Raw genomic sequence first — 20,654 nt, forward strand, 5'->3', positions numbered from 1 at the left:
CCAAATGAATGGCCTTGGGCGTGGGCAGGACCAGGATTGCTTCATCGAGGAGCAGGTACGAACAGATCGATTGCACCAGCTGTTTCGCCAGTCATTCTCTGCAGTGTTCGGCAGTTATATGGCGGCCGCCATGCTGTGCTGGCTGTGCTGGGAACGTTTTGATCACCGGGTAATGCTGGTCTGGCTGGTGGTATTGGCGGGGACGTCGTTGCTGCGGGTGTGGATGTTCTTGGACTGGTTTCGCTGCCCCAACAGTGAACGCACCCCCGCGCGCTGGGAGCGGCGCTACTGGGTAACGCTGATGTTGTCGGCCGGGGTCTGGGGCATCGGCGCATTCGCCCTGATGCCCACCGACGACCGCCTGTCCCAGGCCCTGGTGATGTTGTTCACCGTGGGCATGTCGGTCAGCGCAGTCTCGTGTTATTCGGCCTATCGCTACATGACCCTGGTCTCCATGGGCCTGGTACTGTTGCCGTGCACCCTGTGGCTGCTGTTTCAACCGTCGTCGATGCAAGTCGGCATGGCCCTGGCGGTGCTGGTGTTCTCTTCGTTTGTCGGTGGCGCCACGCGCAAGCTGTCGGATGCCCTGGAAAAAGCCTTTCGCCTGACCCGGCAAATGGAACGTGCCCACAACATCTCCGCCCGCGCCGCACAAACCGACGAACTCACCGGCCTGATGAACCGCCGGGCGTTTTTCGAGCATGCGCAGTTGCTCTACGAACAGTGCCGGCATAACCAGCAGCCGTTGTGCGCGCTGATGATGGACATGGACCACTTCAAGGACATCAATGACACCTACGGCCACCAGGCCGGGGACCAGGTGCTGCGTCAGATCGGCGGGGTGATCAGCGCGTCGTTTCGCCAGGCCGATGTGTATGGGCGGCTGGGGGGCGAGGAGTTTGCGGTGTTGCTGCCGGATACGTCGCTGGAGACCGGGCGGGACATCGCCGAGCAGTTGATCAAGGCCATCGCCGGGCTGACCAGCGAGCCGGTCCAGGGGTTGACCGCCAGCCTCGGCGTGGCCTGGGCCCGCGCGGTGGACCAGGACCTGCACGGCCTGATGAACACCGCAGACAAGGCGCTGTACCGCGCCAAGGCCCTCGGGCGTAACCAGGTGGCCGTCGCGGAATAGGCCTCAGCCCTTGAGCAGCGCCTTGGCCAGCACCTGCGAGACCTGGTCGGCCGAGTAGGGCTTGGGCAGGAACACCAGGCCTTCATAGCCGCTTTCCGCCAGCTCCTCGCTGTAGCCCGAGGTCAGTACCACCGGCAGGCCGGGCCGGCGGCGTCGCAGTTCCCTGGCCAGGGCCACCCCGGTGATGCCGGGCATCACCACATCGGAAAACACTGCATCGAACCCCAACGCGTCTGCGCCGGCCAGTTCCAGCGCCTGTTCGGCATTGGTTGCCCAGGTGGTCTGGTAGCCGAGGTCCTGGAGGATCTGATTGGCAAAGCGGCCCACTTCCAGGTTGTCTTCCACCACCAGGATATGGCGCTGGGCGCATTCGGTGATCAACCCGCAGGTGTCCGGGGTGTCTCGTTGGAAGCTCTCTTCAGGTACCACTTGCGGCAAGTACAGGGTAAACACCGTGCCCTGGCCGACCTGGCTGGCCACATCGACGTTGCCGCCCGATTGCTTGGCGAAGCCGAACACCTGGGACAGTCCCAGGCCGGTGCCCTTGCCGACTTCCTTGGTGGTGAAGAAGGGTTCGAAGATGCGCTCGAACGTCTCCCCGGGAATCCCGCTACCGGTGTCGGTGAGTGAAATGGCGATGAACGCCTGGCGTGAACCGGCGTCACCACGGATGCTCGGCAGTGCTTGATCGGCGTCCAGTCGCAGGGTCAGGCTACCCTGGCCGTTCATCGCGTCCCGGGCGTTGAGGGCGATGTTGATCAGGGCGGTTTCAAACTGGCTGGAGTCGGCGCGGATGTAGCACGGCTGCCCGGGCAGTTCGACGTGCACATGAATCCGCGCGCCAGTCACCGTCTCGAGCATCTCGCCGATGTTTTTCACCCGCAGGCCTGCATCGAACACTTCCGGGTTCAGCGGCTGGCGCCGGGCAAATGCGAGCAACTGGCTGGTCAATTTGCCGGCCCGGTCCACGGTGTCGGTGACCGCGCTCATGTAGCGCTGGCGACGCTCTTCGGACAGGCTCGGCATCCGCAGGAAGTCGACGGATGAGCGAATGATGGTCAGCAGGTTGTTGAAGTCGTGGGCCACGCCACCGGTCAACTGGCCGATGGCTTCAAGCTTTTGCGATTGACGCAAGGCGGCTTCGGTCTGGGTCAGCAGGGTGGTCCTTTCGGTGACGCGCTGCTCCAGGCTTGCATTCAGCTCGGCCAGGCGCTGGGACAAAACCACGGTGGTGGTGGTTTCGGTCACGGTGTCGAGCATGCCGACCACCTTGCCCTGTACGTCGCGGATCGGGCTGTAGCAGAAGGTGAAGTACGCCTGCTCCGGCGCGCCGCCGCGTTCGATCGTCAGCGGGAAGTTTTCGATAAAGGTGGCTTCACCTGCGAAGGCGGCATCCGCGATCGGACTGATCTGGGGCCAGGCTTCCTGCCAGATCTCGTTGAATGGCCGCCCGAGGGCATCAGGCTTGTCGCCGAGAATCGGGATAAACCCGTCGTTGTAAAGCGTGATCAGCGCAGGCCCCCAGACGATCGCCTGGGGGAAACTGGAGGCAAGGCACAGGGCGACGGTGGTCTTCAGTACGTCCGGCCAGTGTTCCAAAGGCCCCAATGGCGTATTGGCCCAGTCGTGATGCCGGACCCGTTCGGCCATTTCGCCGCCGCCTTGCAGCCAGTTTGTCATTCGGTGAACGCCTTCTTGCCACGGTTCGCTGAGGTAGGGATGCCAAGCTACAGACATCCCGGGACTCAGCCAGTTCAGCGGGATTATCCACTAGATGGCACTTTAGTGTCTCGGCCGGATAATGCTTCGCTGAGCTCCCTTCAGGCCACCGTAATCGTTACCGCGATATTGCCGCGGGTGGCCTTGGAATACGGGCACGTCTGGTGGGCACGGTCCACCAGTGCCTGGGCGGCCGAGTGTTCGATACCCGGCAGGCTGACCCGCAGGCGCGCCTGCAGGTAATAGCCATCTTCCGGGCTGTTCACCAGGTCCACTTCGGCACTCACTGCCGTGTCGGCGGGCAGGCGGATGTGAAGGGTTTGTGCGGCTTTGCCCATTGCGCCGATAAAGCAGGCGGACCAGCCGGCACCAAACAGTTGCTCGGGGTTGGTGCCGGGCGCCTTGGAGCCGGGCGGCGACAGCTTGATGTCCAGGTGCAGGTCATCGCTGTGGGACGCGCCTTCACGCCCGCCGGTGGTGTGGGTTCTGCCGGTGTAGAGCACGGTGCTGTTCTGGGACATGACGGTTTCCTCGCAAGTGGCCCGGGGTGGGCCGGTGTGCACAGGAAACCGCGCCGGCGTATCCGCAATGTGTCATCGCCGGGGGCCTGCACCTCGCAGTGTGTCGCCTCGCCGGGAAGATACGTTGGGATACAAACCGTTATTGCTGCTGCACGCCAAACAACCCGGTCCAGTAGATGCCGGCATCACTTTTCGGGTCCATGGCGTAGGCGGCGCCCATTTCGCGGAACTGCGGGTTCATCAGGTTGGCACAGTGCCCGGGGCTGGCCAGCCAGCCGTCGACCACCTTGCGTGGGGTGTCCATGCCGGCAGCGATGTTCTCGCCGATCTGCTGGCCGATGTAGCCTGCCAGTTCAGCCCGGTCACCCGGGGTGCGGCCATCGTGGTCCAGGTGATCGAAGAAGTTGCCGTTGGCCATGTTGCGCGCGTGGCCGGCGGCGGCGTTGGCGAGTGCTTCGTTCCAGCTCAGGGGCGTGGTGGCGGCAAAGGCCTGGGCGCCACATTGGCGTGGTTGCTGGCGGGCGGTGTTGATCAGGTCGAGCACCTTCTTGCCTTCGGTCTGGGTCTCGCCCAGGCCGCTGGTCAGCAGCGGGCGGGCCAGCACGATGCGCCAGTCCTGGCCGCTGTTGCTCACGCCGATATCAATGAACTGCGGGTCGAGCACCACCCGGCAAAAACTTTCGCGCACGGCTTTCATCGCGGCTTCGGCGTTCCTGGGCCCGGACAGGCTGATGGCCTGGACGTTGACCATCGGGTACGCCGCTCGCGCCAGCGCCTGCTGCAAGTCGCCGACACTGTTGACCGGCAACACCAGCCGCGTGTCGCTGGCCAGCGGTGGCAATTCCTGGGAACCCTGGTTGCCGCAGCGCTGGACCTGGCTGCGGTATTGATTGATCGAGTCGACCAACAGGCTTTCTTCACCCGCCTGCGCCTGGGTGGTAAACACCAGACTGGCGGCCAGCGTCGTAAGACCCATCATCAATGACAGAACGCGCATGGACGTTTCCCTTGAGCTTGAAAGTGCCCATGATGCGCGATGAAGGGGCATCCATGCACCCGTTGGTCCGAACTTTTTGCCTCAGTTCTTGAATGCCGAGTGTTTACGGCCCTGATCGCACAAGGCGAACACCACCACCAGCAGGGACGAGATCGCGAGGATTATCACAACGCCATCAGTGGAGTGAGTGGCCGACGCCGCCACCATCGACAACGCCCCTAATGGCGCCAGGCCACCTGCGATCGCGGTGCCGATTTCCCGCCCGGTGCCAAAGCCCGAGGAGCGGGTCTGGGTCGGGAACTGGCGGCTCAGGAACGAACCCTGCGGCGCAAACATCATCGGCGCGAGGATGCCGGTGCCCACGCCAATGGCGACGTAGATCATCAGGCTTTCACCGGTATTGAGCAGCGCAAGGAACGGGTAGGCAAACAGCAGCGACAGCAGGCCGCCGAGCATCAGCACGGTCTTGCTGCTCCACTTGTCGCACAACCAGCCGAAGCATGGCACGGCGACGATGGCGATCAGGCTGGCAATGGTCACCGACAGCGACGTGACGTGCACATCGACACCCTTGAACTGGGTGAGGTAAGCCAGGGAAAAGGTCTTGAAGATGTAGCTCAACGCGTTGTAGCCAATCGCCACGAAGAACACCACGGCCAGGCCCTTGAGGTCGTTCTTGAACAGCGCCTTGAGCGGCGACGCCTTGGCCTTTGCGGTTTCCTTGCTCAGTTCCTTGAATTCCGGGGTTTCCGGGATGCTGTTGCGCACCCACAGGCCCACACCCACCAGCGCGATGCTGCAAATGAACGGAATCCGCCAGCCGCCGGCCAGCAGGAATTCATTGCCGTTGATGGTCAGCAGGTACACGGTCAGCGACGACAGCAGCAAGCCCAGGTTCAGCCCGAGCGCCGGCCATGCACCCTGGCTGCCGCGCTTGCCTTCTGAGGCGTGCTCGTAGGAGGTAACCGCCGCGCCGGACAGTTCGGCACCGGCCCCCAGGCCCTGGATGATGCGGATAAACACCAGCACGATCGGCGCCCAGATGCCGATGGAGGCGTAGCTGGGGATCAGCCCGATCAGTGTGGTGCACACGCCCATCATGCAGAAGGTCAGCACCAGCACTTGTTTACGCCCGAACTTGTCGCCCAGGTAGCCAAACAGAATGCCGCCGAACGGGCGCGCGATGAAGCCGATGGCAAAGGTGGAAAACGCCATCAGCGTAGCGGCTTTCGGGTCGCTGTTATCGAAGAAAATCTTCGAGAACACAATCGCCGCCATGGTGGCGTACAGGTAAAAGTCATACCACTCCAGCATCGAACCGAAGATCGTCGCGGCCGCGACTTTGCGCAGGCGTTTCCTGGTTTGCTCGGGGGTTTCAACGTCCGGGGTGCGGGCTGTAGCCGTCATTCTGTACTTCCTTATGAGTCATTATATTTATTGTCAAAGTGAGGCGTGGTGCGGTGCGTCAGTGGGGCTTGAGCATGCGGTCGGCGATCATCGAGCCGATGGGAATCGCGGAGGTGGCAGCGGGTGAGGGCGCATTGCACACGTGGAGCATTCGCGGGGTCTGGGCGAACAGGAAGTCGTGCACCAGGGTGCCGTCGCGCATCACGGCCTGGGCGCGGATGCCGGCTTCATAAGGCAGCAGGTCTTCGATGTTGAGCGATGGGCAGTACTTGCGGCACTGCTCCAGGTAGCCGGACTTGAACAGCGAGTTCTTCATCTCGACGCTGCCCGAACCGAGGTTCTGCCAGATGGTTTTCCAGAAGCCCGGGAAACTCGCGTACTGCGCCACGTCGCGCCAGTTCACCGAGAATTTGCGGTAGTTCTCGCGACCCAGGCCGAGTACGGCATTCGGGCCAACGGTGACGCTGCCGTCGATCATGCGGGTCAGGTGCACGCCAAGGAAGGGCAGCTCCGGGTCGGGAATCGGGTAGATCAGGTGGTTGACGATGGTGTTCTTCGATTCCGGCAAGCGGAAGTATTCGCCACGGAACGGGATGATCTGGTGGTCGATCTTGACGCCGGCCATCACGGCCAGGCGGTCCGATTGCAAACCTGCACACACCACCAGATGCCTGGCCTGCCAGCTTTCGCCCCGGGTGCTGACGGTGACTTTGTCGGTGTCCTCGACGATCGCAGTGACGGTGCGTTCCAGGCAGATTTCCCCGCCGGCGCGACGAATCACCCGGGCCATGGTTTCGCAGACTTCGCGGTAATCGACAATGCCGGTGGCGTCGAGAAACAGCCCGCCCAGCCCGACGATGTTCGGTTCGCGCTGGCGCAACTGGTCGGCGTCCAGGCGTTCGACTTTCATGCCGTTGAGCTGCGAGCGGGCGTACAGCGCTTCCATCCGTTGTACTTCCAGATCAGTCGAAGCCACCAGCAACTTGCCGCACACTTCGAACTTGATCCCGTGCTCGGTGCAGAACTGCTTCGTGGCTTCGGCGCCGCGTTTGCACAAGTCGGCCTTGAGGCTGCCCGGCGCGTAGTAGATGCCGGCATGGATCACGCCGCTGTTATGGCCGGTCTGGTGCTTGGCCAGCAGGCTTTCCTTCTCCAGGATCACCAGCGAGGCGGTGGGCTGGCGCTTGAGCAACTCCATCGCGGTGGCCAAACCGACGATGCCGCCGCCGATGATGCAAAAGTCGTAAATCATTGTTTTGGGTACCTACGCATTTCAGTCTGCTTATCAGGTTGTCAGACTAATGGTTTTGTTAAAAAAACAGCGCGCCATCGGCACGCTTTAAACGGGTTCGGATCGGTCAATTGATAGCGGGCAGTTCCAGATGCAGGCGCCTTGCTGCGGCGCGCAAGTGAGCCTCGGCACAGGCGGCAGCACCTTGGGCATCACCGTCGACGATGGCCTGGTAGAGCGCGGTGTGTTCCTGGGTGGCATCGGCCGAGCCGCTGACAAAGCGGGTGGCGGAGTTTTCCCAGGCGGTCTTGCGGGCGCTGGCCAGTTGGCTTCTGAGGAAGTCATGGAAGGCCACGAAATAGTCGTTCTTGCTGGCCTCGGCGATGGCGCGATGGAATTCCACATCGGCCAGGGCGGCGGCGTCGAAGTCGGCGCGCTTGTCGTGCATTTCCTGCAGGGCGGTCTTCATGCGCTGCAGGTCGGCGGCGTCGCGGCGTTGGGCGGCAATCGAGGCGGCCTGGGTTTCGATCCACAGGCGCACTTCGAACATTTGCGCCAGGTCCGGGCGGCGACCGTTTTTTTCCGGGAAGCGGAACACGGTGCCGGCCGGGGTTTGCGAGATAAATGAGCCCAGGCCACGCCGTGCGGTCAGTACGCCGTCGGCCTTGAGCTGGGCAATCGCTTCGCGCACCACCGAACGGCTGACATTGAGTTGTTCAGCCAGTTGCTGTTCGGTGGGCAGGCGCGCTTCGGGCGCCAGTTGGCCGGAGTCGATTTCTGCACGAATGGCGCTGACAACGCGCATAACGAGCGAATCAGGGCGCTGGAGCTCAAGCATAAGAAAACCTTGGTAATCAGGTTGTCAGACAATAGTCGTTACGATTTTACCTTGTCAAGACAGGTGTTACGCGGAACCGGGCGCGTAGGGCCAGGAAAAGACCTACACCAATCAGTGCCAATGCCACGCCGAACGTGGCTTGCATCCCACTTCCCACATCGCCGGGAGTGGCTGTGGAGAGGTCACCTGAAACGTGCGCAAAGACAGCACCCAATGCCGAGGCGCCCGCGATCAGCCCCACATTGCGCGACAGGTTGAGCAAGCCGGCGACTACGCCACGGCGGTCTGCCAGTACGTCGCTCATCACGGCGGTGTTGTTGGCGGCTTGAAACTGGGCGTAGCCGAGGGTGAGGATGATCAGCGGGGCGACGTACCCGGCAACCCCAAGGTTCAGCGGCGCCAGGGAGAGCAGCAGGCACCCCGCCAGCATCGCCAGCAGCCCGGCGATGGTCATCGGGCCGCAGCCGAAACGGTCGGTCAAGCGTCCCGCAGGGATGCCCATCAATGCCGAAACGCAGGGCCCGACTGCCATTGTCAGGCCCATCCAGGCGGGGTCGAGGCCTGCACCGTGGGTCAGGTAGAAGGGCCCGACCACCAAGGTCGCCATCATCACCGCCGATACCAGCGCGCTCATGGCCAGGCCAGCGCTTAGCGTTGAATCCCGTAGTGTCGACAAGAAACTGAACCCGGATTGCGCGGGCTGTAGCCCATGGCGGTCGACGCGCAGATAACGCCGGGCGAGGGCAAATGTCAGCAAACCCAGCGGCACGGTGATGAAAAACAGCGCGCGCCAGCCAAACCCCGCGATCAACACCCCGCCAAGGCTTGGCCCCAGCGCGGTACCCATGGCCGACATCGTGCCCAGCAACCCCATGGCGCGGCCGGTGCGTTCCTTGGTCACGGTGCCGCCCACCAGCGCCATGGTCATCGCCATCATGACCGCCGCGCCCAGGCCTTGCAGGGCGCGGGCCGCAATCAACAGCCCGAGGGACGGAGCCATGCCGCACAGGGCCGAGGCAACGGTGAAAAGCAACAACCCGGCCAAGAGCAGGCGGCTGCGGCCCATCAGGTCGCCCAGTCGCCCGACGCTGACGATCACCGCGGTAATCGCCACCAAGTAGGCGAGCACCACCCACTGCGCCGCCTGGAACGATGCATCAAACGCCTGCACCAGGCTCGGCAGGCCGACGTTGGCGATGCTGGTGCCCAAGGACGCCAGCAACATGGACAGTGACAGGGCGACGAGAGCGCCACGGGGTGCAGGTGATTTCATCAAGAGGCTCCAGGGTTTGACCGCTGTCAGAAATCTACGCCGTCACCTAACATGGCGGAAGGCGCAGCATTTGCACTTTATACGTGCGCCAAACGCCCTATGAGGTTTGCCGTGTCGACACCTGATTTCAATCTGCTGGTCACCCTCGATGTGTTGCTCGCCGAAAGCAGCGTCGCCCGTGCCGCTCAACGCTTGCGCCTGAGCCCGTCGGCGATGAGCCGGGCGCTGGCGCGACTGCGGGAAACCACCGGCGATCCGTTATTGGTCCGTGCCGGCCGCGGCCTGGTACCTACGCCGCGCGCTTTGGCGTTGCGCGAACAGGTCAGCCAGTTGGTGCAGGACGCCGAAGCGGTGTTGCGACCCGCTGCGACGCTGGATGTGAGCCAACTGGTACGCACCTTCACCTTGCGCACCAGCGACGGATTTGTTGAAAACTTCGGCCCGGCGCTGTTGACGCGGATCGCCCGGGAAGCGCCTGGCGTGCGGTTGCGCTTCGTGCACAAGCCGGACAAAGGCAGTACGCCGCTGCGCGATGGCAGTGTCGACCTGGAAACCGGCGTGGTCGACAGCAGCGCCAGCCCAGAGGTGCTGACCCAGGCGCTGTTCCGCGACCGGTTTATCGGCGTGGTGCGCAAGGGCCATCCGCTCAGCCAGGGCGAAGTCACGCCGCAGCGCTTCGCCGAAGGCCAGCACATCTACGTGTCCCGGCGCGGCCGTGATCAGGGCCAGATCCATCAAGCCCTTGAAGCGCTCGGGCTGACCCGGGACGTGGTGACCATCGTCGCCGGCTTCTCGACCGCCCTGGCCCTGGCCCGCAGCACCGACCTGATCGCCAGCGTGCCGGAGCGGCATACCGCCAACCTGCACAGCGACCTCTACCGCTTTGCGCTGCCGTTCGTGTTCCCGGACTTCACCGTCTCGATGCTCTGGCACCCGCGCCTGGACGCCGACCTGGCCCATCGCTGGCTGCGCGGTTGCCTGCGGGAGGTATGTGCGCAATGAGCCGAGCCCGGACATCCAGCTCCCCCTGTGGCGAGGGAGCTTGCTCCCGCTGGGCTGCGAAGCAGCCCCAAAACCTGCATCCTGTTTCCCGCGAAAAGAACGCGGTGCGCTTAATGGGGCTGCTACGCAGCCCAGCGGGAGCAAGCTCCCTCGCCACAATGGGTGCTTGCGGGTCCACGGCGGCCCTTCAGCAGGTACAATCCGCCGGGCCTTAAAATGAAACACCAGGAATTCAAATGTTCAGCCTTACCCATTACGAAACCCCATGCCCCGAGCCGATCAACGCGCAGATCCTGCAGATGGTGGTCGACTACCTGACGGACATCAGCATGGTCGCCATCCCGCCAAGCAACCTGCTGTACAACGTCTACCAGTACGCCATCGGCTACGAGGTGCACCTGTACCTGGAAGCGCTGGGCGGGTCCAAGGGCATTGCGGTGGAATTGATCGTCGCGCTGGACGCGCAGGAGCAGGTGATCGGCTTCCTGCTGTACCTGCCGGTGAAGGACGATCCCGAGGCGTGCGGCGTGGCTTACATGGCGGTGCACGCCAGCCATCGGCGCAAAGGCGTGGCGCGGGCGATGATGCAGGACATGCTGGCCCGCTACCCCCATGCCGAACTGACCTGCGCAGTGGAGAAGGTCCCGGCGTTCGAGTCAATGGGTTTTCAACTGCGCGGTGTGCGCGGTACCCAGGTGTTGATGAACACCCGCGACTACAGCACTGACGGCTTGATGGGGTTGCTGGATGTGGCGTCGATCTACAGCTCGCTGGAGGTGCGGCAGATCCACACCTACCTCCTGCAAAAGCACGGCAAGCGGGCGATGGTCGATGCCGAAAAACAGCGTGATCGTCACTTCGACCAGATGACCCACAAGGCTCGGATGTTTGTGCACGCAAGGCTGGGCTAACGCGCTCCTCGACTCACCATCGACTTGATGCTCGCAAACAGCTCCTCCTGTGCCTCCAGCGCGCTGATTTCCCCGCTCGCTGCGGCATGGGACAAGGCTTCCGCTGCGCCCAGCATCCCCCTCAAACCGGCCTGGGTTATCACACCGTCCACGGCAAAAGGGGCGAGGGCATCGCGGCACTTGCCGAGGAATATCACGTCGTACTCACGCTTGATGCTTTCCAGTTCCGGGCTGCCAGCCAAGGCGGAAATCACGCCCGGAATTTCACGTCCCTGCAGCAACACACAGTCGACATAGCACGAGGCGATGACCCACGCGCGGTCGTCCAGGGTGGGTTCGCTGGCCTCGATTGCGGCGGCAAATACCTGGTTCTGACGGGCGTCGAAATCTTCATACAGCGCGGCCAACAGCCCCGCGCGATCGCCAAAATGGTCATACACCACCGGCTTTGTAACGCCGGCCAACTCAGCCAGATGCCCCAGGGTCAGGGCATCGGTGCCTTCTTCTCGCACCAGTTGCCAGGCCACGTCGAGCAGCTGGCGCAACCGGTCATCCCGGGACAAGCGGCGGCGAGGGGCAGGGGATTGATCGCTTGACATGCTTATATACCAAAAGTAACTTACCAGCGGTAACTTAGCTCAAGCCTACTCAATTTGCCTGCTCATCGCCACCCCCCGAAGGAGTCATTGCCATGCACGCGCTGATCGTTGTTGCACATCACGACCCACAATCCCTCACCCACAGCCTCGCCAAACAGGCTGCTGCCGGCATCACTGCCGCAGGGCACACCTTCGAGATCGCCGACCTCGCCGCTGAAGGTTTCGACCCGCGTTACAACGCCGCCGACCATAAAGTGCATCGCACCCGCGCCACGCCGCCGGCCGACGTACTGGCCGAACAGGCCCGACTCGACCGCGCCGACGCCTTGGTGCTGGTGTACCCGATCTTCTGGTGGTCGATGCCGGCCTTGCTCAAGGGCTGGATCGACCGGGTATTCGTCAACGGTTGGGCGATCGACTACAGCCTTGAGACGAAGGTGGTGAAAAAACTCGGCCACTTGCAGGTGCACTTACTGGGCGTTGGCGGGGCGGACGAAGGGGTGTTTGAACGCCACGGCTATGCCGACGCCATGCGCACGCAAATCGACCATGGGATCTTTGATTACTGCGGTGCGAAAGTGCTGACATCCGAGCTGCTGCTGGACTCGGAAAGCGGCGCTGCCGAACAGCATCTGGAGACGGCGACGAAGTTGGGGCGACAACTGTTCGTCACTCTGCAACCCTGCGAAACCGCCTAAACCAGGCTGCTCTGTATGAGCGCTGCCAGCTGTTCGACCGCAGCGCCTGGCGCTGGATGGCTGCAATGCAATTCATAGCCAAGGGACGACACCGGCGGCAGACCGTCGAGTACACGCAGGTGCGCAGGCAAACCGATACGGGTGCGCAAGGTCACACCCAACCCGGCATCGACCGCCGCCCAGATCCCACCCACGCTGGGGCTGGTGAAGGCAATGCGCCAGGCAATGCCGGCGCGGTCCAGGGCTTCGGTGGCAGCGCTGCGCAATACGCAGGGTGCCTCGAACATCACCAGCGGCAGCGGCGCGTCTTCGGCGCGCGGTAGTTGGGGCTTGTCCCGGGGCCCGATCCAGTGCATGGGTGTTTGCCCCAGGCGGGTGCGGCAGGACGATGTCTGACCGGTTTCCCAGGTCAGCGCCAGGTCCAGGCTCGCGCTGTCGATCAGGGTCAACAGCTCGGCATTGCGGCCTATCCGCACTTCAAGGCTGATCATCGGATAAAGCCTGGCGAAGCGCCGCAGGATGTCACTGAGCACATGCTCGCCGAAATCCTCCTGTAAACCGAGGCGCAAAGTGCCTGCGGTTTGGGTTTCGTTAAGGCTGCTGAAGACAGTGTCATTGAGGTCCAGCAACCGCCTGGCGTGGCCGAGCAGCGCTTCACCCACCGGCGTCAGCACCAGCCCGCGCCCGGATTTGCTCAGCACCGGCGTGCCGACCTGTTCTTCGAGTTTCTTTAATTGCGCGCTGACGGCTGAAGTCGAACGGCCCAGGCGATCCGCCGCCTTGGCAAAGCTGTTCAGCTCGACGCCGGTGACGAAGGTGCGCAGTACATCAAGGTCGAAGGTGGGGCGGCGCATTGAATGGTCCATTAAAACGGGATGGTGGATGCTATTAAATCTGATATTCGGAATGATCCTGGCTTGCTAGTTTTTGCCCGTCAACTGAATTGTCGGAGCGAGCGCCCATGAGCAACAAATTTACCGAGCTGACCCGCGACGTGCTGTTCGCCGATATCTGGGAGCGCGAGGGCCTGTCGCCCAGGGAGCGCAGCCTGATCACCGTGGCGGCACTGGTGGCGATGTACCGTCTGGAGCAACTACCGTTTCACTTGCAGCGGGCGGTTGGCAATGGCTTGAGCGTCGAGGAACTGGGTGAAGTCATCACTCACCTGGCGTTTTACTCCGGCTGGCCGACAGCGGCGTCGGCGCTGAACCTGTTGGCAGCCATCCATCCTGCGGAGTAACCACCATGCCTTACGCCCGAATCTCCTTGCACCGCGGGAAATCCCCTGAGTATCTGCAAGCGCTTTCACAGGAATTGCATGACGCCCTGGTTGAGAGCTTCAAGATTCCTGACGCGGATCGCTTCCACGTGATCCACCAGCACGAAATTGGCGAGATGATCATCGACCCCAACTATTTGGGCGGCCCGCGCAGCCACGACTATGTACTCATCGCGATCACGGGCGGTAAACCTCGTGATACCGAGACCAAACGGCGGTTTTACCAGGTGTTGGTGGAGCGGCTGGAGGCTACGATTGGGCTGAGCCCTGAGGATGTGATGGTGGTGATTACAACGACGGCGGCGGATGAGTGGTCGTTTGCGGGGGGAAGAGGGAATTAGTAGCACGGGCGTACTTTTCCAATTGGAATGATTGCCCACAAGGTATGGAGAGGTGATCGGGAAATGTCAGTCTGGAAAGGAGGACCTTTCTGACAACCTTTCAGGCGGCTCAGTCTTACTCTTTGCGCTCTCGTGGAATCCAGGAGTAAAGGAATGACTTCCAGCGTCTTGAAGGACGGTTTTCCAGCTGCCTATCGCACCACCCGCGAACGGATCGAAGGCAGTATCGACCTCGGCCGGTTGTTTGCCGCGATCGATGCTGACTCGGCGATTGCGGGGGCAGGAGTGGGTGCAACCATGAGTGTCATAGGCAGCGGCGTCTCCGGGAATATCCGGACACTGGCCATCGGCCTATATGAAGAGTTTGAATAATGGAGCTGAGAAATTCCCCTAGAGCTTTTATGGCTCACTATTTCCCTGTTTTCATCAGTGCTTTTATGTTTGCGCTTTTTGCTCTTGCGGTAGCGGGGTCGTCGATGGGTAGTACCTACATGCGAGGCGTGCCTGCTTATCGTAGTTACACGGGACTGGATGTGGGCATCGCTTCCATTATCTTGTCAGCGGGCAACTTTCTTATCCTCCGAGGTCGCGCCTGGGGCGTCTGGATACTGGCAGGCAGTTGTGTGATGAGCTTTTTCATTGTGCTGTTCACCTACAGCTATCAGCCCCATCCTTTTATCTACACAACGGGGCTGTTGTTCCCGCTGCTAAGCCTCTACCTGCTCAATACCCACCGCCACCGCCAAACGCGCGCAGAACTCGTTCTACTTCGTCACGAACGCCAGCGCTACAAAGCCGGCTTTCGGCCCCCGCGTACTCAGGAGATGGCCCAGGCTCGCCTCGAATACAAAACGGCCCGCAGACTCAAGCGTGAAAATCGCCGCAAATGGAACGCGGCCCTCAACCCTCGCGAAACAAGTCATGAGCATCCAGCAACCGATACGCAATCTCCGGGCGCTTCTCCATGCCCTTGCGAATCGCCGCTGGAATCGACTGCCGGGTCTTGCGACACAACCCCGGCAAGTCATCGATAACGATCTGAATCCCGCGCATCGTCTTCACTTCCGTATGGCCCGGCGCGATATGCACGCGAATGCCCAGTTGCTGGTACATCAGCTGTTGCATGCGCTCAAGATCGGGCAGGCTTTGCAGGTTTTCGAGGCGTTCGAGCAGGCGTTTTTCTTCCTGGCGCGTCAGGTGCAGGATGCGTGCATCGGCGCCGAGAAGGTTGAGCAGTTGCTCACGATTGCAGTCGCAGACGCCGGGTGGGCAGGGTTGGCGAATCGTCATGCAGTCTCCCTCCCGTTACCGGCGCCGTTGGCTTACCAGGTCAGATGAACCCCAAGGCTTTCCAGCTCTTTCCAGTACTCGGGATAGGTCTTGCCGACGCAGTCCGGGTCCTGAATCCTGATCCCCGAGACCTTCAAGCCCGCCAAGGCAAAGCACATCGCGATGCGGTGGTCGGCGTGGGTGTCGATCAGCGCGTTGCACGTGGTGCCCGCCAGGGCCGGATCGCTGGCCACCAGCAAATCATCACCTTCAATGGTCGCCAGGCCCGGACGGACTTCATTCAGGCCGTCATGCAGGGCCTGCACCCGGTCACATTCCTTGACCCGCAGGTTGGCCAGTTCCGTGAAACGTACCGGCGTGTTGTTGAACGCGGCGAGCACGGCGAGGGTGGGGATTGCGTCCTGCATCTGCGAACCGACAACCACCGGTTGCATGTGCGGGAACTGCGCGATCACTTCCTGGGCCTTGGCATCGGGCTGGGTGAAATCCTGCGGGGCGACACCGAGGTCGATGCGGCCGCCGGTCAACACTTCGGCAGCCCACAAATAGGTGGCGGCGGAAGCATCAGGCTCGATCAGGTAGTCGTGGGCGGTGTAGCCGGTCGGGGCCACGCGCCAGGTGCTTTCATCGACGATGTCTACCTGGGCACCGAAGGCGCGCATGCAGTCCAGGGTCAGGTCGACATAGCCACGGGCGCCAATGTCCTTGCCGGTCAGTGCCACTTCAATCGGGGCTTCGCCGCACGCCGCCAGCATCAGCAGCGCCGACACGTACTGGCTCGACAGGCCGCCGTCGATCTCGAAACGCTTGGCTTGCACGCGGCCAGTGCCATGGACGGTCACGGGTGGGCAACCGGTTGGGCTGTCGACCTGGATGCCATTCTGGCCGAGGGTCGCCAGCAGCGGGCCGATCGGGCGTTTTTGCATGTAGGCATCGCCGTCCAGCACCACGGTGCCTTGTACAGTGGCCACGGCAGCGGTGAGGAAGCGCATCGCCGTGCCGGCGTTGCCGAGAAACAACGGCTGCGCCGGCAATTGCAGCTTGCCCAGGCTGGTGACGACGAACGTGGTGTCGTCCGGTTCATCGATCACCACGCCCATCTGCCGCAGGGCCACCGACATGTGGCGAGTGTCATCGCTTTTCAGCGCGCCGCTCAAGCGACTGGTGCCCTTGGCCAGGGCCGCCAGCAGCAAGGCACGGTTGGTAATGGATTTGGAGCCGGGGGGCGCTACCTTGCCGTTCAATGGAAAGTTGGGCGGTGTAACGGTCACGGTTTTCTGCGAACTCAAGGTACAAGGCTCCTGCTTCAAGGCGGGTGGCGTTTGGCGGACACGAATAATCGGCCAAACACGCTACCCTTGTCGAGCATGGATCTACGCCTCCAGCCCTGCCACCGGCTTCCAGGCGGCCAGTGGTGTCAGGAAATGCAGCTCAAAGCGCCGCTCGCTGAACGCCCATTGCCCTTGCCGGCGTTCGAACCGATCGTGATAAAGACCGCTGATCTGCACCTGCCCCAGTTCGTTATGGGTGCACAGGCAATCCACCGCAACCCTCGCGCTGGCGGTATCGCCGCTGATGTCGATCAGCGGGTTGGCCATCCAGTGATGCATATGCGGCATGGCTGCCCAGTTGAGGTGGGCGGAAGCAATGATCGCGGCGACGCCGTCATGGCAGCCGAACGCGGCACCGAGGTCCAGCCGTGCGTCGTCGTGCCAGATGCTGCGCAGCAGTGTTTCGTCGCGGGCGTCGAAGGCGTGGGCGTACTCACTGATCAGGCGCTCCAGGGCGAAGCGGGTTTCCAGCTGTTCTACGCGGGTGATGAGGTCAGTCATGACAGAGGCCTTTATTGAGGAAAATCGGTGGAGGTGGACAGCGAGCGCCAGCGTTCAAGATCGGCGCGAACCTGGTCCAGCTTGGCTTCGACGACACTCAGCGCATCGCTGCCAGCGACGAAGCGCAACGGCGGTGCTGCCAGAGCCGCCAATTGCACAACCGCCAGGCCGAGTCGGTACGGGTCGCCGATTTGCCGGTGATTACGAGCCTCGAAGACCGCCAGCGTGCGGGCGCGAAATTCGGCGTAATCCTCAAGTGCCCGGGTGCCGAGCTTGAGCGTGCGGCTGTCGAGAAAGTCAGTACGAAACGCCCCGGGCTCCAACAGCGTCAGGCGGATGCCGAACTCGGCGACTTCCTCGGCCAGGGCTTCAGAAAACCCTTCAATCGCAAACTTCGACGCCGAATACATCGAGGCCCCACGCACGCCCTTGAAGCCGCCATTGGACGACATCATCACAAGGTGCCCGCTGCGCTGGCGGCGCATCACCGGCAGCACTGCGCGGGTGACGTTGAAGGTGCCGAACACGTTGGTCGCGAACTGACGCTCGATGGCCTCGGGCTCGACTTCCTCGAATGGCCCGAACTGTCCGTAGCCGGCGTTATTGACCAGCACATCGATGCGTCCGAATCGTGCGATGGCGGCGGCCACCACCGTTTCGGCCTGTTGCTCATCGCGGATGTCCAGCGCGGCGGTCATCACCTGGTCGCCGCCGTAGGTTTGATCCAGGCGGGCCAAGTCAAGGTCAGTCGCCACCACCTGGTCGCCGTGGTCCAGCGCCGCGCGGGCGATGCCGGCACCCAGGCCGCCAGCGCTGCCGGTAATCATCCAGACTCGGCTCATAGCGGCATCTCGCTGCCGATCCAGTCGAGGATCGAAGCGTGCCGCGGCGCCCAACCCAGCTCGGCGCGAGCACGCTTGGCCTTGACCCGGCTATTGGTGCCGAAGGTGTAGTGCACATGCATCGGGTCCCAGTGTCGTTCGGCTTCGTCGGCCGGCCATGACTGCACCGCGCCCAGGTTCATGCGCTTGGCCAGTGCGGCGGCCATGTCGATGAATGACGCTTCACCGTTTTCCAGAAAGTAGAACGCGCCGGCCGGGGCCTTTTCCACGGCTAGCAGGAACAGTTGCGCGACGTCGTCAATGTGCACGTTGGACCAGCGATTGACACCGGCCCCGACGATACGCATCACCCCGGTTTCCCGGGCGCGGGCCATCAGGAACGGCAGCTGGAAGCTGTGATTGGTCAGGCCATGGCCCACGCCATAGATATTGCTCGGGCAGATCACCACGCTGCGAATGCCCAGGTCGGCGGCAGCCATCATGCGCAGGTCAATGTCGTAGCGGGCTTGCTTGGGGGCCTCGATGATGAACGGCGTGTCTTCGTCGAAGATGTGTTCTGACAGCATATTACCCAACGCATCATCGCCGATGATGCTGGAGCCGCTGGTGTGGATCAGCAGTTTGCCGGAGCCCTGCAGCGCCTCGATAAACGCGTCGACGGCGCCGGCGTGGTCGCTGTTGGCGGCATCAATCACCGCATCGGCTTGGCGAGCTTCGTCGATCAGTAATTGGCGATCATCCAGGCTGCCAATCACTGGAGTGATGCCCTGGGCTTGCAGGCGTTCGGCTTTCTGCGGGTCCCGCAGCAAGCCGCGCACGCTGTGCCCTTGGGCGATCAAGTGATGGGCAACGCTGCCGCCGACGAAACCATTGGCACCGGTAAGTAAAATCTTCATGGGAAAAAGCCTGTGGCTGGGGAACAAGCCACCACCATAGGCGTGAACAATTAGCGGAAAAACAGGCTTTAGTTCTGTTTAGAATGGACTCCAGAGTCCTTAATGGGTGAGCGTATGGAAAGCCTGAATGCCATCGGCGTATTTGTTGCGGCGGCTGAAGCCCGCAGCTTTGTCGGCGCGGGCAGGGCGCTGGGCATTTCGGCGTCGGCGGTGAGCAAAAGCATTGCCCGGCTGGAGGCAAAGTTTGGTGTGCGGCTGTTCCATCGCAGCACCCGCAGCATCACCCTCACGGCCCAGGGCACGCAGTTTGTCGAGCGCTGCCGGCGGGTGTTGGCGGAGCTGGAAGTGGCGGGTGAAGAGCTGTCGCAAACCCTTGCCGCGCCACAGGGACCGCTGCGGGTTGGCCTGCCGATGATTGCCCGGCCGTTCCTGGCGATGCTCGGCGAGTTCCAGGCGTTGTACCCGCAGATCCAGCTGGACCTGGATTTCAACGACCGTCTGGCTGACGTGATCGCCGAAGGTTTCGATGCAGTGATCCGCAGCGGTGCGCCGAAGGATTCCGGGCTGTCGGCGCGTCCGCTGGGCACTTATCGAATGATGGTCGTTGGCTCCCCGGATTATCTGGCGCGGAACGGAACGCCGCGTTGCCCGGAAGACCTGCACGCACATCGCTGCATCCATTTCCGCTTTCCCGCCTCCGGCAAACTCCAGGCCTGGCAGATGCGCCGCGACGAGCGAGCGCTGGAGCTTGAGCTGCCGCGCTCGATGATCTGCAATTCGGTGGAAGGGCGCATGGAGCTGGCGGTGCAAGGCCAAGGCCTGACTTATGCGGCCGACTTCGTGGTGCGCGAGGCGCTGGCGGCCGGGCATCTGGTGGAGGTGCTTGGGGATTACACCTGGGAGGGTGGCCAGTTCAACCTGCTGTGGCCGTCGGGGCGGCAGGTGCCGCCCAAGCTGCGGGTGTTTATCGAATTTATTGTCGCCAATATGCCGTTGGTACGTGGGACGTCTTAACCCGGCATGCGGCCATTCAAGTCGCCGTAGGTGAACGACTTCAGCTCATGGGTATCGAGCTTCCCGGTTCGCAGGAAACCTTCGGCCAGGCTGTGCATGGCGCCATACAGGAATTCGGCGATGCTCGAGCCGGCCGTGAGGCGGCGTACGCCCAAGGCTTGCAGCGTCTCGGGCGCGGGCAGGCCGGCCCAGGCCAGCACGTTGACCGGCAAGTTGGTCGCCTGGCAGAGCTGCTGGATTTCGTGCTCCAGGTGGATGCCGGCGGCAAACAGCCCGTCGGCGCCTGCGCCCTGGTACAACGCGGCGCGCTTGAGGAGTTCTTCAAGGCGCTGTGGCTCCGGGGCCAATCCTTTCAAATACACGTCGCTGCGGGCATTGATAAACAGCTTCACGCCACAGTTGTCCGCCACACGACGGGCGACTTCGATCTTGCGGGCCAGCAGTTCAGGCGTGCCGGCACCGTCCTCGATGTTAATCCCGACGGCACCGGCGTCGATCACCGCCTTGATCACCCGGCCCACGTGCTCCGGGTCGTCGGAATAACCGGCCTCGATGTCCACGCTCAGCGGCACATCGATGACGCGGGCGATGGACTGCACGGTGCTCACCAGCAACGGCAGAGGCAGTTGATTGCCGTCCTTGTAGCCATGGGTCCAGGCGACTGCGGCGCTGCTGGTGGCGACGGCCTGGCTGCCCAGTTGCGCCACCAGGCGCGCACCGCCGGCATCGGCAACGTTGGGCAGGATCAGCAATTGGGCGTGGTGCAGGGCGTGGAAGGCGGTGGCGTGGGCGGTCATGGCGGGTCAGTCCTTTGAGTGGGCTTTGTTGTTGA

Annotated in this window: 23 protein-coding genes; 8 read left to right on the plus strand and 15 right to left on the minus strand. The window is 62.6% G+C overall.

Annotation, left to right across the window (positions count from 1 at the left end):
* Positions 1-4 precede the first annotated feature (4 nt).
* Positions 5-1,132 carry a GGDEF domain-containing protein gene (locus AC3WKX_RS03440; protein WP_102605874.1) on the plus strand — a complete coding sequence of 376 codons (1,128 nt, stop codon included), beginning with the start codon at positions 5-7 and terminating at the stop codon, positions 1,130-1,132.
* Between the two features lie 3 nt (positions 1,133-1,135).
* On the opposite strand, the gene AC3WKX_RS03445 is transcribed toward AC3WKX_RS03440, so the two are convergent.
* From AC3WKX_RS03445 to AC3WKX_RS03475, 7 genes are all read right to left on the minus strand, one after another.
* Complete coding sequence (locus AC3WKX_RS03445; protein WP_102605873.1) at positions 1,136-2,812, minus strand: ATP-binding protein; 1,677 nt, start codon at positions 2,810-2,812, stop codon at positions 1,136-1,138.
* Between the two features lie 140 nt (positions 2,813-2,952).
* Positions 2,953-3,372, minus strand: a complete 420-nt coding sequence (locus AC3WKX_RS03450) for an organic hydroperoxide resistance protein (RefSeq protein ID WP_087695064.1) — start codon at positions 3,370-3,372, stop codon at positions 2,953-2,955.
* 139 nt (positions 3,373-3,511) lie between these two features.
* Positions 3,512-4,369, minus strand: a complete 858-nt coding sequence (locus AC3WKX_RS03455; protein ID WP_102605872.1) for a CAP domain-containing protein — start codon at positions 4,367-4,369, stop codon at positions 3,512-3,514.
* An 81-nt stretch (positions 4,370-4,450) separates the two neighbouring features.
* Positions 4,451-5,776, minus strand: coding sequence for an MFS transporter (locus AC3WKX_RS03460; protein ID WP_008436370.1), 1,326 nt, complete (start codon positions 5,774-5,776; stop codon positions 4,451-4,453).
* A 58-nt stretch (positions 5,777-5,834) separates the two neighbouring features.
* Entirely contained in the window at positions 5,835-7,028 is a 1,194-nt protein-coding gene (gene lhgO, locus AC3WKX_RS03465; RefSeq protein WP_102605871.1) for an L-2-hydroxyglutarate oxidase, read from the minus strand.
* A 106-nt stretch (positions 7,029-7,134) separates the two neighbouring features.
* Entirely contained in the window at positions 7,135-7,845 is a 711-nt protein-coding gene (locus AC3WKX_RS03470; protein ID WP_008436372.1) for a FadR/GntR family transcriptional regulator, read from the minus strand.
* A gap of 46 nt (positions 7,846-7,891) precedes the next feature.
* Positions 7,892-9,118, minus strand: a complete 1,227-nt coding sequence (locus tag AC3WKX_RS03475; RefSeq protein WP_102605870.1) for an MFS transporter — start codon at positions 9,116-9,118, stop codon at positions 7,892-7,894.
* A gap of 111 nt (positions 9,119-9,229) precedes the next feature.
* Here AC3WKX_RS03475 and AC3WKX_RS03480 point away from each other — a divergent pair, with 111 nt between their 5' ends.
* Both AC3WKX_RS03480 and AC3WKX_RS03485 read left to right on the plus strand, forming a co-directional pair.
* Positions 9,230-10,120 carry a LysR family transcriptional regulator gene (locus AC3WKX_RS03480; RefSeq protein ID WP_102605869.1) on the plus strand — a complete coding sequence of 297 codons (891 nt, stop codon included), beginning with the start codon at positions 9,230-9,232 and terminating at the stop codon, positions 10,118-10,120.
* A 236-nt stretch (positions 10,121-10,356) separates the two neighbouring features.
* Complete coding sequence (locus tag AC3WKX_RS03485; protein WP_003215223.1) at positions 10,357-11,031, plus strand: GNAT family N-acetyltransferase; 675 nt, start codon at positions 10,357-10,359, stop codon at positions 11,029-11,031.
* Here the strand turns inward: AC3WKX_RS03485 and AC3WKX_RS03490 are convergent.
* Positions 11,028-11,630, minus strand: coding sequence for a TetR/AcrR family transcriptional regulator (locus AC3WKX_RS03490; protein WP_102605868.1), 603 nt, complete (start codon positions 11,628-11,630; stop codon positions 11,028-11,030). The two genes, AC3WKX_RS03485 and AC3WKX_RS03490, sit on opposite strands and share 4 nt — an antisense overlap.
* A gap of 92 nt (positions 11,631-11,722) precedes the next feature.
* Here AC3WKX_RS03490 and AC3WKX_RS03495 point away from each other — a divergent pair, with 92 nt between their 5' ends.
* Positions 11,723-12,328, plus strand: a complete 606-nt coding sequence (locus AC3WKX_RS03495) for an NAD(P)H-dependent oxidoreductase (protein WP_102605867.1) — start codon at positions 11,723-11,725, stop codon at positions 12,326-12,328.
* Here the strand turns inward: AC3WKX_RS03495 and AC3WKX_RS03500 are convergent.
* Positions 12,325-13,182, minus strand: a complete 858-nt coding sequence (locus tag AC3WKX_RS03500; protein ID WP_102605866.1) for a LysR substrate-binding domain-containing protein — start codon at positions 13,180-13,182, stop codon at positions 12,325-12,327. The two genes, AC3WKX_RS03495 and AC3WKX_RS03500, sit on opposite strands and share 4 nt — an antisense overlap.
* Before the next feature lie 107 nt (positions 13,183-13,289).
* On the opposite strand from AC3WKX_RS03500, the gene AC3WKX_RS03505 reads away from it, so the two are divergent.
* The 3 genes from AC3WKX_RS03505 to AC3WKX_RS03515 all read left to right on the plus strand — a co-directional run bounded on the left by AC3WKX_RS03505 (position 13,290) and on the right by AC3WKX_RS03515 (position 14,320).
* A complete protein-coding gene (locus AC3WKX_RS03505; RefSeq protein WP_008436391.1) occupies positions 13,290-13,568 on the plus strand; it encodes a carboxymuconolactone decarboxylase family protein in 279 nt (92 codons plus the stop codon).
* Between the two features lie 5 nt (positions 13,569-13,573).
* On the plus strand, positions 13,574-13,948 hold the full coding sequence (locus AC3WKX_RS03510) for a tautomerase family protein (protein ID WP_102605865.1): 375 nt from the start codon (positions 13,574-13,576) through the stop codon (positions 13,946-13,948).
* Positions 13,949-14,101: 153 nt separating this feature from the next.
* Positions 14,102-14,320 carry a hypothetical protein gene (locus AC3WKX_RS03515; protein ID WP_102605864.1) on the plus strand — a complete coding sequence of 73 codons (219 nt, stop codon included), beginning with the start codon at positions 14,102-14,104 and terminating at the stop codon, positions 14,318-14,320.
* Between the two features lie 528 nt (positions 14,321-14,848).
* Here the strand turns inward: AC3WKX_RS03515 and AC3WKX_RS03520 are convergent.
* From AC3WKX_RS03520 to AC3WKX_RS03540, 5 genes are all read right to left on the minus strand, one after another.
* Complete coding sequence (locus AC3WKX_RS03520) at positions 14,849-15,238, minus strand: hypothetical protein (protein ID WP_102605863.1); 390 nt, start codon at positions 15,236-15,238, stop codon at positions 14,849-14,851.
* A 32-nt stretch (positions 15,239-15,270) separates the two neighbouring features.
* Positions 15,271-16,527 carry a 3-phosphoshikimate 1-carboxyvinyltransferase gene (aroA, locus tag AC3WKX_RS03525; protein WP_102605862.1) on the minus strand — a complete coding sequence of 419 codons (1,257 nt, stop codon included), beginning with the start codon at positions 16,525-16,527 and terminating at the stop codon, positions 15,271-15,273.
* 84 nt (positions 16,528-16,611) lie between these two features.
* Complete coding sequence (locus tag AC3WKX_RS03530) at positions 16,612-17,070, minus strand: nuclear transport factor 2 family protein (protein WP_102605861.1); 459 nt, start codon at positions 17,068-17,070, stop codon at positions 16,612-16,614.
* Between the two features lie 11 nt (positions 17,071-17,081).
* A complete protein-coding gene (locus AC3WKX_RS03535; protein WP_173883058.1) occupies positions 17,082-17,912 on the minus strand; it encodes an SDR family NAD(P)-dependent oxidoreductase in 831 nt (276 codons plus the stop codon).
* Positions 17,909-18,808, minus strand: a complete 900-nt coding sequence (locus AC3WKX_RS03540; protein ID WP_102605859.1) for an NAD-dependent epimerase/dehydratase family protein — start codon at positions 18,806-18,808, stop codon at positions 17,909-17,911. The genes AC3WKX_RS03535 and AC3WKX_RS03540 overlap by 4 nt, the downstream gene beginning before the upstream one ends.
* Positions 18,809-18,922: 114 nt before the next feature.
* Here AC3WKX_RS03540 and AC3WKX_RS03545 point away from each other — a divergent pair, with 114 nt between their 5' ends.
* Positions 18,923-19,822 carry a LysR family transcriptional regulator gene (locus AC3WKX_RS03545; RefSeq protein ID WP_102605878.1) on the plus strand — a complete coding sequence of 300 codons (900 nt, stop codon included), beginning with the start codon at positions 18,923-18,925 and terminating at the stop codon, positions 19,820-19,822.
* Here AC3WKX_RS03545 and AC3WKX_RS03550 read toward each other — a convergent pair.
* The gene (locus tag AC3WKX_RS03550) at positions 19,819-20,619 is read right to left on the minus strand and encodes an isocitrate lyase/PEP mutase family protein (RefSeq protein WP_102605858.1); all 801 of its coding nucleotides are present in this window, start codon (positions 20,617-20,619) and stop codon (positions 19,819-19,821) included. The genes AC3WKX_RS03545 and AC3WKX_RS03550 overlap by 4 nt on opposite strands.
* Positions 20,620-20,654: the final 35 nt, after the last annotated feature.

The sequence above is a fragment of the Pseudomonas sp. GP01-A4 genome, assembly GCF_058780865.1.

What these genes read in the sequence shown, in the direction of transcription:
- AC3WKX_RS03440 (WP_102605874.1), top strand. Translation starts at nt 5, where the DNA reads ATGAATGGCCTTGGGCGTGGGCAGGACCAGGATTGCTTCATCGAGGAG.
- AC3WKX_RS03445 (WP_102605873.1), bottom strand. Translation starts at nt 2,812, where the DNA reads ATGACAAACTGGCTGCAAGGCGGCGGCGAAATGGCCGAACGGGTCCGG.
- AC3WKX_RS03450 (WP_087695064.1), bottom strand. Translation starts at nt 3,372, where the DNA reads ATGTCCCAGAACAGCACCGTGCTCTACACCGGCAGAACCCACACCACC.
- AC3WKX_RS03455 (WP_102605872.1), bottom strand. Translation starts at nt 4,369, where the DNA reads ATGCGCGTTCTGTCATTGATGATGGGTCTTACGACGCTGGCCGCCAGT.
- AC3WKX_RS03460 (WP_008436370.1), bottom strand. Translation starts at nt 5,776, where the DNA reads ATGACGGCTACAGCCCGCACCCCGGACGTTGAAACCCCCGAGCAAACC.
- lhgO (WP_102605871.1), bottom strand. Translation starts at nt 7,028, where the DNA reads ATGATTTACGACTTTTGCATCATCGGCGGCGGCATCGTCGGTTTGGCC.
- AC3WKX_RS03470 (WP_008436372.1), bottom strand. Translation starts at nt 7,845, where the DNA reads ATGCTTGAGCTCCAGCGCCCTGATTCGCTCGTTATGCGCGTTGTCAGC.
- AC3WKX_RS03475 (WP_102605870.1), bottom strand. Translation starts at nt 9,118, where the DNA reads ATGAAATCACCTGCACCCCGTGGCGCTCTCGTCGCCCTGTCACTGTCC.
- AC3WKX_RS03485 (WP_003215223.1), top strand. Translation starts at nt 10,357, where the DNA reads ATGTTCAGCCTTACCCATTACGAAACCCCATGCCCCGAGCCGATCAAC.
- AC3WKX_RS03490 (WP_102605868.1), bottom strand. Translation starts at nt 11,630, where the DNA reads ATGTCAAGCGATCAATCCCCTGCCCCTCGCCGCCGCTTGTCCCGGGAT.
- AC3WKX_RS03495 (WP_102605867.1), top strand. Translation starts at nt 11,723, where the DNA reads ATGCACGCGCTGATCGTTGTTGCACATCACGACCCACAATCCCTCACC.
- AC3WKX_RS03500 (WP_102605866.1), bottom strand. Translation starts at nt 13,182, where the DNA reads ATGCGCCGCCCCACCTTCGACCTTGATGTACTGCGCACCTTCGTCACC.
- AC3WKX_RS03505 (WP_008436391.1), top strand. Translation starts at nt 13,290, where the DNA reads ATGAGCAACAAATTTACCGAGCTGACCCGCGACGTGCTGTTCGCCGAT.
- AC3WKX_RS03510 (WP_102605865.1), top strand. Translation starts at nt 13,574, where the DNA reads ATGCCTTACGCCCGAATCTCCTTGCACCGCGGGAAATCCCCTGAGTAT.
- AC3WKX_RS03515 (WP_102605864.1), top strand. Translation starts at nt 14,102, where the DNA reads ATGACTTCCAGCGTCTTGAAGGACGGTTTTCCAGCTGCCTATCGCACC.
- AC3WKX_RS03520 (WP_102605863.1), bottom strand. Translation starts at nt 15,238, where the DNA reads ATGACGATTCGCCAACCCTGCCCACCCGGCGTCTGCGACTGCAATCGT.
- AC3WKX_RS03530 (WP_102605861.1), bottom strand. Translation starts at nt 17,070, where the DNA reads ATGACTGACCTCATCACCCGCGTAGAACAGCTGGAAACCCGCTTCGCC.
- AC3WKX_RS03535 (WP_173883058.1), bottom strand. Translation starts at nt 17,912, where the DNA reads ATGAGCCGAGTCTGGATGATTACCGGCAGCGCTGGCGGCCTGGGTGCC.
- AC3WKX_RS03540 (WP_102605859.1), bottom strand. Translation starts at nt 18,808, where the DNA reads ATGAAGATTTTACTTACCGGTGCCAATGGTTTCGTCGGCGGCAGCGTT.
- AC3WKX_RS03545 (WP_102605878.1), top strand. Translation starts at nt 18,923, where the DNA reads ATGGAAAGCCTGAATGCCATCGGCGTATTTGTTGCGGCGGCTGAAGCC.
- AC3WKX_RS03550 (WP_102605858.1), bottom strand. Translation starts at nt 20,619, where the DNA reads ATGACCGCCCACGCCACCGCCTTCCACGCCCTGCACCACGCCCAATTG.